Genomic DNA, 14,906 nt, shown 5'->3' on the forward strand with positions numbered 1-14,906 from the left:
GGGGCCGGGCATCCACGCGGGTGCCCCGGCCGCTGATTGACGCCAGCACGGGTACGGACGTGTTAGCGTGCAGCCGTCCACACCAGGGGTAGGCCATGAAACTTCGCTTTGTTTCTCTGCTTTTCGTCTTGTCCACGCTGCTCCTGCTGGGCGCCTGCGCCAGCACCCCGCGCGTCGCCAGTCAGGCAGATCCCACTGCCGATTTTTCCAGCTACCGCAGCTTTGCGTTCTTCAGCCCGCTGGCACTTGAGCAGCACGGCTATACCACCATCACCAGCAACCGCATCCGCGCCGCGGTGCGCGCGCAGATGGAGTCGCGCGGTTACCGCTTCGATGAAGCCAATCCGGACCTGTGGGTGAACCTCAACGCCTATCTGCAGGACAAGACCCAGGTCACCACGATGCCGGAAGTGGACTACGACTATTACTACAGCTATCGCGCCCGCGGCTATGTCGCCGTGCCGTACTGGCGCGATCGCACTGATGTGCGCCAGTACACCGAGGGCACCTTGAACGTGGACGTGGTGGATGTGCGGAAGAAGCAATTGGTTTGGGAGGGCATTGCGGTCGGTACGGTGGGGCGGCTGAAGCCGGAACAGCGTGGCGAGCGGATCGATGCGGCGGTGGCGGCGATCTTCGCCACCTACCCGTATCGCGCCGGGATGGCGGCTAATCCGATTCCTTGAGGTCCAGATCTGCTGGTCATGGCTCAACTGCACCGACCGGCACCGGCATTGAAAGGATGCGTATGCAGTCGCGCTTGAAATGGATCGTGATGGCGCGCAGGCACCCGTCGGCGTGGTTGCTGGCGGTGCAGCTGCTAGGTGTACTGCTTTACCCGGCGATGGAGCATATGCCGGCCGGACGCGCGTTGTTCGGCGTATTCGGCATGGTTGTGTTGGGTTTAGCGGTATGGGTGGTGCGGCGCAGTCCGCTGCTGCTATGGCTGGCGTTGACGCTGGCAATCCCGGCGGTGGTGTTTTCGCTCGCCGGCGCTTTGCTGGGGAGCCATTCGCTGATCGCTGTAGCGCAGGCATTTGAGAGCCTGCTGTATTTCTATACCTCGTGCAGCCTGATTGCCTACATGCTGCAGGACCACAAGGTCACCCGCGATGAGCTGTTTGCCGCCGGCGCTACCTTTACCTTGCTGGCGTGGGCATTCGCATTTGCCTATTCAGTGTGCCAACACGTCTACCCAGGCAGTTTTGTGGCCACCAGCGAAGGTGATTTCAGGAGCTGGGTCGAGTTGCTTTATCTCAGCTTCAGCTTGTTGTCAGGGGTGGGCCTGAGTGACGTGGTTCCTGTGCATCCGCAGGCACGTGCGTTGGTGATGCTGGAGCAGTTTGCAGGCGTTATGTACGTTGCGTTGGTGGTTTCGAGGCTGGTTGGCCTGACCATCTACAAGGCAGAGAAAACTGAACGCTAGATAAAAAAATCGCGCCAGAAGGCGCGAATCATGTAGCTGATTATGTAATTTCGTCGGCGAGAGAGAGCCTGATGTCGTCCACGTTTGGCACGTGGGGAACTCCGTTAGAGTAATATCTGTTCCAGATAAAACATTTGCTCTGTGCGTTGATGCCTTTTGCGGAATTTGGCGGCTTGCAAGGGATTGGACCCGGAAAGCTGGACACAGGATTGGTGTCCGCCAGCGACTTTGAAAGACCGCGATGGCAATGAACCCCACCGAAAAACCTAGCTCTGACCGACTGCGCGTCGGTGAGTGTCTGGTGGTGCTTTCCTCTCGTGAGGTGCACCTGCCAGGGACACGCAGGATCCAGCGGCTCACACCAAAATCGGTGGGGGTCTTGTTGGTGCTTGCGCGCAGGCAAGGGCAGGTGGTGACGCGCGATGAGCTGTTTGCCGAGGTCTGGCCGGACACCATGCCGACCAATGACGTGCTGACCCAGGCCGTGACCCAGCTGCGCAAGGCATTTGCCGCAAGCGACGCCGGTGAGGGTGCATCTTATATAGAGACCATCGCTAAAACCGGATATCGACTAATTGCCGCGGTGGTTTGGGAGCCGAGCCCGGATGTCGCGGCTGTTGATGTGCTCGAGCGCGCGGATACGCCAGTCGCTGATTCATTGCCTGCAGGCGCGCGCGAAGCAAGGCGCTACAAACGTCGCAAGGTGCGTCGTTATGGCCTGTTGGTAATCGGCATTGCCTTGTTGCTCAGCACGCTGGTGATGGCATGGTTGTTGTGGGGGCGTGATGCGCCTTCGCAGGTGGATGCAACGGTTGCCGAGGGAAACCGGGTGGTGGGCAGTCCTGCGCGCCCCTATCGGTTGGTTACCGCTACCGAAGACGTTGAGGTCAATCCTTCACTCTCACCCGATGGTGCGTTGGTTGTGTTCGCGCGCGAGAAGGACAACAGCTCCAGCTTGTGGATACAGAGTGTAAGCAACGCGACCGCCACACCATTGCTTGCGACGCCGGTCGGGGCCTCGGACCGCTTCCCGGTGTGGTCGCCAAATGGCCGCAATATCGCCTTTGCGCGCTTCTTGCCGCAGGGCGACTGCGAGGTGTTGGTAGTGTCGGCGACTGGTACCGGCCTGCGCCGGGCTACCCGTTGCGATGGTGCCGACATGCTCAGCTTTGACTGGGCTGCGGACGGTGCGAGTCTGTTGTTTGGTTCCATGACTGGCCGTTATGCGAGCCGCGGCATCCGCAGTCTGGACCTGGCATCAGGACGCTGGTCATCGTTGCAGTACGAGATGGGTGCCGACGATTTCGACTATGCGCCGCGCTACTCGGCGGACGGGAAAAAGATCGGTTTCGTGCGCAATCCCCAGGTGGGGGATATGTGGGTGATGGATGCCGATGGCAGCAATGCGCAGCGCTTGACCGAAGAGGCCGCCGAAATCAGAGGTTGGAGTTGGTTGGGCTCGGACGAAATGGTATTCGGTCGCCGTATTGACAGCGAAGCGCGCCTGTATCGGTTGGATGTGGCGACGCGCGCCCTGCGTGACATGGGCATTGATAACGCACAGAGTCCCGCGGCGTCGCGTGGCGGTGCCAACCTGGCGTTCATGCGCAGCCAGCCGCAGTACGGTTTGTTTCGCATTCCGCTGGGGCCTGATCCAGGCACGCCGCAGCATCTGTTTGCGTCCTCGGCGCGTGATGGCCAGCCAATGGTTTCGCCCGATGGCGCGCAGTTGGCGTTCACCTCCGATCGTTCCGGTGCGTTTGCGCTGTGGTGGGCGCGCTTGAATGAACCTGCGTCCCTGCAGATGATCGAAGGGGTACGTCCTGAAGCGCGGCAACCCATGGACTGGTCCGGTGATGGGCGGCATCTGTTGGTGACCGGGCGTGATGCTGGTGGCGCACCTGGTATCTATGAAGTCGCGCCGGAAGAAGGCAATTGGGTGAAGCTGCCGGTACCTGCACGTGAGCCGCTGCAAGCGGTGTATGGGCCTGCCGCCGATACGCTGCTGGTGGTGGAGCGTGGTGATGACGAGCGGATGGTATTGACCTTGTTTGACCGCAGTCAGCAGCCGTGGAAACGTTTGGCATCATTGGAAGGCGTGTCGCAGGTGCGGTACGACCGCGCTGGGCAACGGGTGCTGTTCACCCGATTGGCCAGTGGTGGGCTTTGGCAGGTGGCACCGAGCTTGAGCCAGGACAGTGTGAAAACCGTGCACGCTGAATTGCCTAGTCGCTGGCGTTACCGAGCTTGGGCCGTGGCTGCCAGCGGTGCCGTGGAATACCTGGACATCAGCCGGGATTGCAGCAGCCGGCTTACTGGCATCGCAGGTGATGGGAATAGTCAGTGTTTGGATGCCACTCGCTTCAGCGCGAGCAATGGTCTGAGTCTGGCACCAGATGGAAAGGCGGTTTTCATCGCTTTGGCCGCCACTGGTAATGTCGATATCGGGATGATGCACATCCCGCAACGTGCGCCGCAGCGGGTGATGGGCTTGGCTAAGTGGTTGTCGCCGTAGGGAATAGTGGCTTCGGAAATATTTCGTAGTCATTATCGGGAAGAATTCGCAGCTTTCTCGCCGGACTTTCCTGACGCGCATCGCCAAAGTTGGCAAAACGTTCGCTCAATAAAAGTAAACGATGGTGTGCGACATGCGGCAGGTTTCGTGGGTGGATCGTGGTCAGTCGGTTTCGTTTGAAAAACCAGCAGAGGATGGTCCGCGGCCAGCCTGTGTCGGTGTGGCCCGGCTGGGCAGCCTGCAGACCTCAGGTACTGTATTCACCGTCTGGCTGCAGCTGCGTGGCACTGCCTGGGTCGAATCCAAGGAAGGCAAGTTCCGCCTGCGCCAGCGCGAGTGGATCGCGTTCGAGAAAGAATCGCGCCCGCTGATCCAGGCTGGTCGTGATGGCATGTGCATTGGTGTCAGTCTGGATGCCGATGCCTTGCGCATGCTCGGCACACTGGCTGACAGCAGTGTTTATACCGGCCGTGGTCGAATGAGCCTGGCGGAGGCGCGTTTGGCGCTGCGCCTGTGGCGCGAAGCGCAGGCGCCGGGTTCTACCATCCACCAGCTACGCCCGCTGTTGCTGCACCTTGCCTCCCTGCAGCGTGACCTTGCCGGCACCGTGCAGCGTTGCCCTGGCCGTTCGCGTATCCGCAAGCGTCAGGTATTCGGCCGCATGCAGCGTGCGCGCATGTATCTGGAAGGCAACAGCCACCGCGTCGTGCGCATCGGCGAGCTGGCCGAGCTGACCAACTTCTCCAGCTGGTATCTGTCCAAGACCTTCCAGAGCCTGTATGAAGAGAGTCCACAGTCCTTGTCGGCGCGGCTGCGACTGGAGCGTGCAGCGATGCTGTTGCGCGATACCGACATGATGATCGGTGAAGTGGCCTCTGCCAGCGGTTTTGACAACTGCTGCAGTTTTGCACGGGCGTTCCGGGCACGTTTTGGTGCATCGGCCACGCAGTACCGTGAGCTGCCGGAAGCGTTGAAGCCAGATTCGGCAAAGCTTAAGGACGGCTCACGCAAAACCAAGGTGGCAGTACGAACGTAACGTTCAGGGGTGTTTAACGCACCGCTAACTTTGTCGTTTGTTTAGCTCTTTGGAGAGATTGATGAAGCTTCGTAATTCTGCAGTGCGGTTGGGCTTGCTCCCGGCCGGCATTGCTATTGCCTTGACCCCCTCTTTTGCTTCGGCGCAGGAAGCTGCTGCCGGTGCGACCACCCTGGATCGCCTGGAAGTCACCGGCTCGCGCATCCGTTCGGCCAGCATGGAAACCGCGCAGCCGGTGATCGCGCTGCAGCGCGCTGATATCGAGAAGCAGGGCTTCACCAGCGTTGCTGACATCGTGCAGAACCTGGCAGCGACCGGTTCGCCGGCCATCAGCCGTGCCGATGCACTGACCTCGGGCGAAGAAGTCGGTGGTCAGTACGTTGACCTGCGCAACCTCGGCCCGGAGCGCACCCTGGTGCTGCTCGACGGCAAGCGCATGGGTTCCAGCACCGGTGGTTACACCGATCTGGCTTCAATCCCGACCTCGGTTGTCGAGCGTATTGAAGTGCTGACCGACGGCGCCTCGGCCATCTACGGTTCCGATGCCATCGCCGGCGTGATCAACATCATCACCCGCAAGAACTTCGATGGTCTGGAAGCCAGCGTCTACCGCGGCCAGTACGGCCAGGGCGACGGTGACAAGGAAACCTATAACTTCGTTTACGGCCAGACCGGTGAGCGCGGTTCGGTGACCTTCGGTGCCGAGTACAGCTCGGAGAAGCCGGTGGCCGCCAAGGATCGCCGCTTCAGCCGTTCCGGCAATGGCCAGTGGCATCCGGTCCCGACCGAAGATGACGCCAACGGCTGGTCCGCGGCTACCAACAAGGGCATCCTGATTGACAAGGATGACAACTGGTACGTGAAGAATCCGGGCGCGGCAGGCACCGATCTGTCGGATTACCATGAGTTCGGCATGGCCGACTACGGCAATCCCAGTGCCGAGATGTGGCTGCAGAACAAGCTGGAGCGTCGCTCGATTTTTGCCAACGGCAACTTCGATGTGACCGAAAACATCCGCGCCACCGCCAGTGCCTTGTACACCAAGCGCACCGCGACCTCGCAGATTGCTGGCTATCCGTTCCAGTCCGAGCGTTTCAAGACCCCGATGTCGGCCGACAGCGCCTTCAATCCGCTGGGCGAAGAAGCTTCCTTCATCCGTCGTACCTCGGAAATGCCGCGTCAGACCGAGTCTGAGCAGGAAACCTTCCGCTTCAGCGCAGGCCTGGAAGGTGCGTTCGAATTTGCCGATCGCTACTTCGACTGGGATGTGGGCTACGTCTACAACCAGAACAAGGGTGTGAAGACCGGTACCGGCGACCTGTTCACCCCGAACGTTGCCAATGCAGTAGGCCCGTCGTTCATCAAGGACGGCGTTGCTTACTGCGGTACCGAAAGCAAGGTGATTGCAGGTTGCACCCCGTGGAACCCGTTGCTGGGCTACGGTGAAACCGGCATTGGTGGCCTGACCGGCAACCAGGCACTGCAGGACTACCTGTTCCTGCCGAGCCACGACACCTACACCAACACCACCAAGGTGCTGAGCGCCAACCTGTCGGGTAGCGTGGTCACGCTGCCGGCTGGCGACCTGGCCTTTGCTGCTGGTTACGAGCACCGCGAGGAAAGCGGCAAGTACAGCCCCGATGCGATGCTGCAGTCGGGCCTGAGCACCAGTCTGGCCGGCGGCCCGACCCAGGGCAAGTACGAGCTGGACGAGTTCTACCTCGAAATGAACGTGCCGATCCTGGCCGACATGCCGTTCGCCAAGGAGCTTTCGCTCGACCTGGCTGGCCGTTACTCGGACTACAGCACCTTCGGTGACACGATCAACTCCAAGTTCGGCCTGAAGTGGAAGCCGATCGACGACCTGCTGGTTCGCGCAACCTATGCCACGGGCTTCCGTGCACCGAACATCTCCAACATGTACGGTGGCGTTTCGCAGACCTTCGACAGCTACACCGATCCGTGCGACAGCACCTTTGGTGCTGCCGTGCGTAACCCGTCGGTTGCCGCTGCCTGCCAGGCTGGCGGTCTTGCCTCGAACTTCCGTCAGATCACCTCGGGTGGCGCACTGTCGACCGGTCCGGGTACGCAGTCGTACAGCCCGTTCGAATCCGGCTCCAACCCGGAGCTGATGCCGGAAACCTCCAAGACCTGGACTGCCGGCCTGGTATACAGCCCGAGCTATGTGCAGGGCCTGGATGTCAGTCTTGACTGGTGGAAGATCCGCATCGAAAACGTGATCGCCGCTGAGTCGGTCACCTCGATTCTGAACCAGTGCTACGTGCTGGGTATCGATTCGGCATGTGATCGCTTCACCCGTGGCACCTCCGGCCGTACCAACGGTCAGGTCATCGACGTGACCCGTACGCTGATCAACGGCGGCTACCAGGAAACCGCTGGTTTCGATCTGGGCGTCAAGTACCGTCTGCCGGAGTTGGCAATCGGTAACTTCGTTGTCGACTGGAAGACGACTTACGTCGACTACCTCGAGTACAAGCGTGACAACGAAGCGGGCACCCCGACCGAGCAGTCGACCGGCTGGGCTGGCAACTTCCGCGTCCGTTCGAACCTGAATGTCGATTGGAGCTACGGCGACTTCGGCGTCAACTGGGGTGTGCGTTACTACTCCAGCATGAAGGAAGCCTGCAGCTATGACATGGAAGGCGGCCCGGAGTGCAACATGCCGGACTTCACCTCGCCGTACACCTTGGCGCAGCCGACTCATGAGCGTGGTTCGAACACCTTCCACGACGTGCAGATTCGTTACAACGCACCGTGGAAGGCAACGATCGCTGTGGGCGTGAACAACGTGTTCAACCATGAAGGCCCGGTGATGTACAGCCAGCCGAACTCGAGCTTCTCGTACTACGGTGGCTTCGACATCGGTCGTTTCATGTACATGAAGTACAGCCAGAGCTTCTGATCCATCGAAGCTCTGTGATGCATGACAAAGGGTGGGCCGCAAGGCCCACCCTTTTTCTTTGCGTGATGGTAATCGTTGGGTCAGAGCAGGCGTGCTTTGATCCCCAGGCAACTGACGACGAAAGCGGATCCATCCAGGCTGGGACTGTAGCCCGGGTGCGCGCAGCGCTTCAGGAATGATCGAGGCAATGGTTGCCAACTTCCTGCACGCAGGGCTGCATTGACACGCAGAAACAACAACGGCCGCTATGCGGCCGTTGTCATTCAATCCTGGTTTTGCAGCGCAATGAAACGCAGGCTCAGGCCTCGACGCTCACGCCCATCAGCTCATCGGCCATTGCCCGCCACTGCTCCAGCTTGGGCAGTACGCCGACGTTGGCCAGATACTGCTCATCAACTGCGGTACCGGCGGCCAGTGCAGTGGCGACGTGGACAGCACCGGCCACCCAGAAGCTACGGACATTGGAGCGGCCCGGCTGCAGCTGGAAGGCGACTGCTTCGATGATGGGCATCGGCAGGCCCCACAGGCCCATCAGATAGGCACCGGCCTCGGCATGGCCGGGGCGCGGGTCTTCTGCATCGGCGGGCAGGCGTTCGTCGCGCACGCCGGGCAGCAGCAGGCCGATGTCGGCCAGCAGGGCGGCGGTGGAGCCTAGTTCGGCGCTGGATGCAGGCAGCATCTTGGCTGCCAGGCGTGAGGCCATCAGTGCGCGTGACTGCAGTGCGTTGCGGTCGGGCCCGGACATGCCGGGCAGGGCGAATACTTCACTGGCCAGAACCAGGTCGCGCAGGGTGGCCATACCCAGACGGGTGACCGCACCACGCAGATCGGAGATGGCGCGGCCGCTGTTGAAGAACGCCGAGTTGGACAGCTGCAGTACCTTGGCGGCGATGGCTGGGTCGGCTGCGACCAGCTTGGCGATCTCCGCAGAGTCACTTTCCTCGTCCTCTTCCAGCGCGTGGGTCAGGCTGATGTACAGGTGTGGCGGCGAGGGCAGCTTTTCGATGCGGCCGATGGTCTGGCGCAGGTGCGGGCTGTCCAGCAGTTCGCGCAGCTCCTCCAGGCTGGTCAGTGCTTCAAGCAGCACTTCCGGGGCCAGCGGCAGCGGCAGGAAACGATGGGCCACGCCAATGATGCGGGCCGAAGGCACGCGCTGGTTGTTGTCGCCGTCGATCAATGCGATACGGATGGTTTCCGGGCGCAGCGTGCGGATCTGCCCGAGCAGGGTGGCCGGGGCCAGGTCGGGCAGTACCGGCGCAACGATGATCGCGTCGATGGTGGCCGAGGACACCGCAACAATGGCAGCACTGCCGTCCGGGACCGACTGTACTTCCCACTGATCGCCCAGATCGGCGACGTACTCAAGCAGCTCGGCCGACAGGTTGGCTTCGCCGCCGACTAACAGGATTCGCAAGACACTTCCCCTTGGACAAAACGCAAAAGCCGCACAAAAAACAGGCCGGAAACCGGCCTGTCAATGTAGCTGCTTGCTGGCAAAGGGTCATGCCCTCTACCAGGAAAACGTGATGGTTGTCGCTACGCAGGGCCGAGTATTACGACCAAGCGCGGTGCCAATTAGACGTCCTGTTCCTGGGTGGCAAGGTAGCTCTTGTGCGCTTCGACCAGGATGCGCTTGGCTTCGGCGGCATCGCCCCAGCCTTCGATCTTGACCCACTTGCCCTTTTCCAGGTCCTTGTAGTGCTCGAAGAAGTGGCCGATGCGCTCCAGCCAGTGGCTGGACACCTGGGCGATGTCTTCCACGTGGGCGTAGCCACTGAAGATCTTGGCGACCGGCACGGCGAGGATCTTCTCATCGCTACCGGCTTCGTCGCTCATCTTCAGCACGCCGACCGGGCGGCAACGCACAACCGAGCCCGGGACCAGCGGCAGCGGCAGCACCACCAGCACGTCGGCCGGGTCGCCGTCGCCGCACAGGGTCTGCGGCACGAAGCCGTAGTTGCAGGGGTAGCGCATCGGCGTGGACAGGATGCGATCGACGAACATCGCGCCGCTTTCCTTGTCCATTTCGTACTTCACCGGCTCCGAATCCTTCGGGATCTCGACGATGACGTTGATTTCTTCCGGCGGGTTCTTGCCCGGCGAGACCAATTTCAGGCTCATTGCGCTGACTCCGAATCGTTGTTGGTTGAAAAAGAGCTCCATTCTACGCGCACCACTATTGCGGCGCACCAAACCTCAGTCGGGCGGGCAATCTGGGCCGGGCAGGGCGCGGGGAACACACTGTCGCGCAATACATATGAGAACAATTATCATTATCGATGTATGCTTGCCCGCCCAGGGCCGGCGTGTGCAGGCGGCCCGTCCTGTCTTCACAGCCTCCAATGTCCAGCAACGCCACCACCTTGACCGAACTGCTGATCCGCGAACGCCCGGCCTTGCTGCGTCTGGTGCGGCAGATCCTCGGTGCTGATGGCGGCGCCGACGACGTCATCCAGGGGGTGTGGTTCAAGGTCCGCGGGGTCGGCAACGAGCAGGTCATTGGTAACCCGCGTGCCTACCTGTACCGCTTGGCCAGCAACCTGGCCACCGATCATGGTCGCGAGCGTACCCGCCGGTTGCGCCTGCAGACTGAGAATTACCTGTGGGGGCCGGACGAGGTGCTGTCCACCGAGGAGCAGGTGATGGCGCAGGACGAGCTGGCACGGGTTCTGGAAGCTGCCGAGCACCTGCCCGAGCCCACCCGCAGCATGTTCCGCCTCAATCGCCTGCAGGGCCTGACCCAGCCGGAAGTGGCGCGGCGGATGGGGGTATCGGTAACCACCGTGGAAAACCATCTGCGCTTGGCCCTGCAGCGGCTGGCCTGGGCGCGCAGCGGCGGTTAGCGTTGCAATTCATCTTGGGGATGCAGTGGCGCGGTTCGTCATGTAGTGAGACCGCTGTCCTGTATTCCGCCCGTCGCCATCACAAACAAAAGCAGCAACGCCAGCCCATGAGCCCGCCGTCCTCCTCGCCAACGCCCGACAGTCCCGCTGCGCAGCAGGCGCGCGACTGGCTGCTGCGTCTGGCCTCGGGGACCATGAACGAGCAGGACATGCAGACCTTCGAGCAGTGGTTGTTGCTGCCCGGACACCGCCATGCGTTTGAACATCAACGGGTACTGTGGCGCAGCCTCGCTGCCCGCCCGCAGACCAGCGTGGTGGTACAGCGGCCTGTGCGCCGCACGCAACGTCGCTGGTTGGCAGCGGTGGCGATGCTGGCGCTGTTCTGTGGGGTGATGTCGGCGCCGGAGCTGGCGCTGCGCATGCGCGCTGATTACCGCGCGGATGTGGCCATTCGCCAGGTCGGCCTGCCGGACGGTTCAACCGCCGTGTTGGATGCTGGCGCTGCCATTGCCGTGCATTACGGCGAAGCCACGCGGCGTATCGAGCTGCTGCGTGGGCGCGCCTGGTTCGAGGTTGTGCCGCAGTCTGGCGCGCCATTCCGCATCACCGTCGGCGATGGTGTGGTCGAGGACATTTCCACCGCGTTCGTGGTCAGTCGTGATGGCGATCATGTCGATACCGCGGTCGAACAGGGGCGCGTGCGGGTTGCTGCGCGCCCGGATCAAGGCTGGATGTACCTGCAGGCCGGGCAGACAGCTGGCTGGAGCAAAGGCGGGGTTGCCGAGCTGGGCGCGGGACTGGCACCTGATCACGTCGCAGCATGGCGACGCGGCGAGCTGCTGCTGGAAAACGTGCCGGTGACGCAGGTGCTGGCCGAATTGGGGCGTTATCGTCCAGGTCATGTGTTCGTGCGTGGCGATCTGTCGGCCTTGCCGCCGATCAATGCCGCGTTGCGGCTGGATCAACCCGAGCAGGCGCTGGATGCGCTGGCTGCAGGCAGTGGCTTGAGCGTAACGCGCCTGCCGTTTGGCATCGCCATCGTGCAGGCACAACAGAACGAGCTGCCAGCGCGTCGCTAGCCGAGCTGGGCGATTGATCTTGGGGGTTTGCCCGGCTCAATCGTCTTAACCCCGACCGTACCTCAGCCGCCGCCACGTACGTCGAACCTCCGCCGCCTCATTGCGGCTTCGACATCAGGAATTTCAATGCCCAGTTCTTTCCGCGCCGGCCCACGCCTGCGCCTGTCCCGTCTGCACGTCGCGATGCTGGCCGCCGGCCTGGCGGTGCTGACGCCAGCCATTCCCGCAATGGCGCAGGCCACCGTTGCCAGCGCCAGCGCACAGTTCGACATCCCAGCGCAGCCGCTTGCTGCAGCGCTGGGCCAGTACATGCGTCAGTCCGGCGTGCAGGTGGCCTATGCCGCCGCGCTGGCCGACGGTGCGACCTCGGCACCGGTATCCGGCCAGCTGGCGCCGGCGACGGCGCTGCAGCAGCTGCTGCGCGGCACCGGCATCGCTGCCCGCCGCAGCGGCAATGGCGCGGTGACTCTCGAAAAGCTGCCGGCGGGGGCGACCGCGGAAAACCTGGTCGTGACCGGCACCCTGAGCGTAGCCGGTGACCAGCGCGGTGGCGAAGGCACTGGCAGTGATGCCGCACGCCTGCTCGATACCTATCGCACCACTGGTTCGACCGCCTACATCCCGCAGCAGACCATCGAACGCTTCCGTGGCACCTCCACCGCCGACATCATCAAGGGCGTGGCTGGCGTCACCGCAGGTGATCCGCGTGTGGGCAATGCCTTGGATGTGAACATCCGTGGCATCCAGGGCCAAAGCCGCATCCCGGTGATCATCGATGGTGGCCAATCGACCATGGACACCTATCGTGGTTATGCCGGCCAGTCGCAGCGTACCTACCTCGATCCGGACTTGATCTCCAACATCACCATCACCAAGGGCCCGAGCCTGAAAGCAAACGCGTCCGGCGGCATCGGTGGCGTGGTCGAGATGGAGACCTTGAAGGTTGATGACGTGCTGCGCGAAGGCCGCGATAGCGGCATCCGCGTGCGTACCGGTTTGGCCAACAACAGCGCCAACAACGTGCCCGATTACAGCGCCGCACCGCGCACTGACCGTAATGCTACCGGCAATCAGTTCGCCAACGTGGCGGTGGCCCAGCGTTGGGATCGCTTCGACCTGGTCGCCGCCTATGCCTGGCGCGATACCGGCAACTATTTTGGCGGCAAGCACGGCTATGACGACTTCCCGCAGACCCGGCGCACGCTGGCACCGCTGAATCCGCCGCGCACCGAAGTATTCAACACATCGTCACGTTCGGAATCGGCGCTGCTGAAAGGCACCTGGCGCATCGACGATGCACAGACGTTGGAACTGGGCTACCGCCGCTACGAGGGCACTGCCGGCGAAATCATGGCCTCGCAGATCATCCGTGTGGACCGCGACCGCGTGCCGCAGTGGGACCCGGGCCACGTCGACATGGACAGCTACAGCCTGCGCTACCGCTTCAATCCGGACAGCAGCCTGGTCGACCTGCGTGCAAACGCTTGGTACACCGACGCCGAAAGCATGATGTACAACAGCCTGACCGGTATCACCCCGTGGTACTTCGATCGCCGCACCGAGTGGTATGACGCGCCGAGCTTCAGCGGCAACCCCGGTTACAAGGATGCCTACGCCAATCCGTTGAAGCAGAAACGCTTCGGCTTGGACGTGAGCAATACCTCGCTGCTGGAAACCAGCGCCGGTCTGTTCACCTTTGACTACGGCCTGTCGCTCAGCGATGAAGACATCCGCCCGAATGCGCCGGTGATGCATGACGACCTGGTCAACAACCGCTTCCTGCGCAATGCTGAGCGCAAGGAATACAGCGCGGTCGCATCGATCAAGTGGGAGCCCAATGAGCATTGGGAGTTCATGGCCGGCGGCCGCTGGAACCGGGTCAACGTGCATGACCGCAATCGACTGGCCAAGGAAGACAAGTTCGAGGCTGATGGTCAGTACCGCTACACCCAGCTGCTCAACGGCGACCCGAGCCTGCCGTCATGGCGTGCCAAGCGCATCGCGATGCTGAACTGGTACCCGGATGCCAATGGCAATTTCACCCTGGCCTCGCTGCTGGCTTCGCCATACAAGAAGGGCACGGTGGCCGACATCGGCGGCTGGAACTTCTACGACGCTGATGCCGCGGAAGATTTGATGGTGCCGGTGAGCTGGACCTGGTCCAAGCCGATCAAACGCCGTGACAGCGCGTTTTCGCCGACTGCAAGCGTCACCTATCGTTTCGACGAAGACAGCATGGTTTACCTGAAGTACGCCGAAGGCACCAAGCTGCCGAGCCTGTTTGAAACCACGTTGGGTCTGTTCACCGCCGCAAAGCCCGTTGGCGAGCTGAAGCCTGAGCGCTCCGGCAGCTGGGAAATCGGCGCCAGCACGATCAAGCGCGATCTGTTCGCCAATGGCGACCAGCTGGCACTGAAGCTGGCCTACTTCGATACCCGCGTGGATGACCTGATCACCCGCGATTACCGCACGCTGTCGGCCGGGCTGATCCGCAATGTGGATCGCTTCAAGGTGTCGGGCATGGAGTTCCAGTCCAACTACGATGCCGGCAAGGTGTTCGCCGACCTGTCCGCGCACTACTACTTCAAGGCCAAGACCTGCGCGCCGGATATTGCTGCAGAGCGCCGTGCCTACGGTCATGCGCGCAACATCGAGGAGTTGAAGAACACCCCGAACTGCGTGGACGGTGGTTTTGAAGGCTCCTACAGCAATACCCAGAACCCACCGCGTTACACGGTCAATGTGACCCTGGGTTCGCGTTTGTTCGACGAGCGGCTGACGTTCGGCACCCGCGTGGTGCACAACGCTGGCCCGATCAGCAAGCTGGACAAGGAATGGAACGTCGGCCTGTCGGCGATCCAGCAGCTGTACCGCCCGGCGACCATCGTCGACCTGTTCGCCAGCTGGTCGTTCAATGACCAGTGGAACCTGGACGTCAACCTGGACAACGCCACCGATCGCTATTACCTGGACCCGCTGGCGCTGGGCATCCTGCCGGCACCGGGCCGTACCGCGCGGATGGCGCTGACGTTCCGGTATTGATGGATAGGGACTGATCGATGTACAGGGCAATCCCGGCGCGCA

The 14,906-nt window shown here is 62.0% G+C and carries 10 protein-coding genes; 8 read left to right on the top strand and 2 right to left on the bottom strand.

The features are described from left to right. The first annotated feature begins 128 nt into the window (after nt 1-128). The 5 genes from ACVOMB_RS05005 (at nt 129) to ACVOMB_RS05025 (ending at nt 7,900) form a co-directional block, all read left to right on the top strand. Nucleotides 129-686, top strand: coding sequence for a DUF4136 domain-containing protein (locus ACVOMB_RS05005; protein WP_481530165.1), 558 nt, complete (start codon nt 129-131; stop codon nt 684-686). Nucleotides 687-742: 56 nt separating this feature from the next. Then, on the top strand, nt 743-1,426 hold the full coding sequence (locus tag ACVOMB_RS05010; protein WP_481530166.1) for an ion channel: 684 nt from the start codon (nt 743-745) through the stop codon (nt 1,424-1,426). A gap of 247 nt (nt 1,427-1,673) precedes the next feature. After that, nucleotides 1,674-3,941, top strand: a complete 2,268-nt coding sequence (locus ACVOMB_RS05015) for a winged helix-turn-helix domain-containing protein (RefSeq protein WP_481530167.1) — start codon at nt 1,674-1,676, stop codon at nt 3,939-3,941. Nucleotides 3,942-4,074: 133 nt separating this feature from the next. Next, the gene (locus ACVOMB_RS05020) at nt 4,075-4,977 is read left to right on the top strand and encodes an AraC family transcriptional regulator (RefSeq protein ID WP_481530168.1); all 903 of its coding nucleotides are present in this window, start codon (nt 4,075-4,077) and stop codon (nt 4,975-4,977) included. 61 nt (nt 4,978-5,038) lie between these two features. Further along, a complete protein-coding gene (locus ACVOMB_RS05025) occupies nt 5,039-7,900 on the top strand; it encodes a TonB-dependent receptor (protein ID WP_481530169.1) in 2,862 nt (953 codons plus the stop codon). A gap of 298 nt (nt 7,901-8,198) precedes the next feature. On the opposite strand, the gene ACVOMB_RS05030 is transcribed toward ACVOMB_RS05025, so the two are convergent. Continuing rightward, nucleotides 8,199-9,314, bottom strand: coding sequence for an HDOD domain-containing protein (locus ACVOMB_RS05030; RefSeq protein WP_481530170.1), 1,116 nt, complete (start codon nt 9,312-9,314; stop codon nt 8,199-8,201). 161 nt (nt 9,315-9,475) lie between these two features. Next, entirely contained in the window at nt 9,476-10,021 is a 546-nt protein-coding gene (ppa, locus tag ACVOMB_RS05035) for an inorganic diphosphatase (RefSeq protein ID WP_481511682.1), read from the bottom strand. Between the two features lie 221 nt (nt 10,022-10,242). Between ppa and ACVOMB_RS05040 the strand changes: the two genes are divergently transcribed. The 3 genes from ACVOMB_RS05040 (at nt 10,243) to ACVOMB_RS05050 (ending at nt 14,864) form a co-directional block, all read left to right on the top strand. Continuing rightward, entirely contained in the window at nt 10,243-10,743 is a 501-nt protein-coding gene (locus ACVOMB_RS05040) for an RNA polymerase sigma factor (protein WP_481530171.1), read from the top strand. 107 nt (nt 10,744-10,850) lie between these two features. After that, complete coding sequence (locus ACVOMB_RS05045) at nt 10,851-11,822, top strand: FecR family protein (RefSeq protein WP_481530172.1); 972 nt, start codon at nt 10,851-10,853, stop codon at nt 11,820-11,822. 126 nt (nt 11,823-11,948) lie between these two features. Beyond that, a complete protein-coding gene (locus tag ACVOMB_RS05050; protein ID WP_481530173.1) occupies nt 11,949-14,864 on the top strand; it encodes a TonB-dependent receptor in 2,916 nt (971 codons plus the stop codon). Nucleotides 14,865-14,906: the final 42 nt, after the last annotated feature.

This window comes from Stenotrophomonas sp. STEN018 (genome assembly GCF_056760235.1).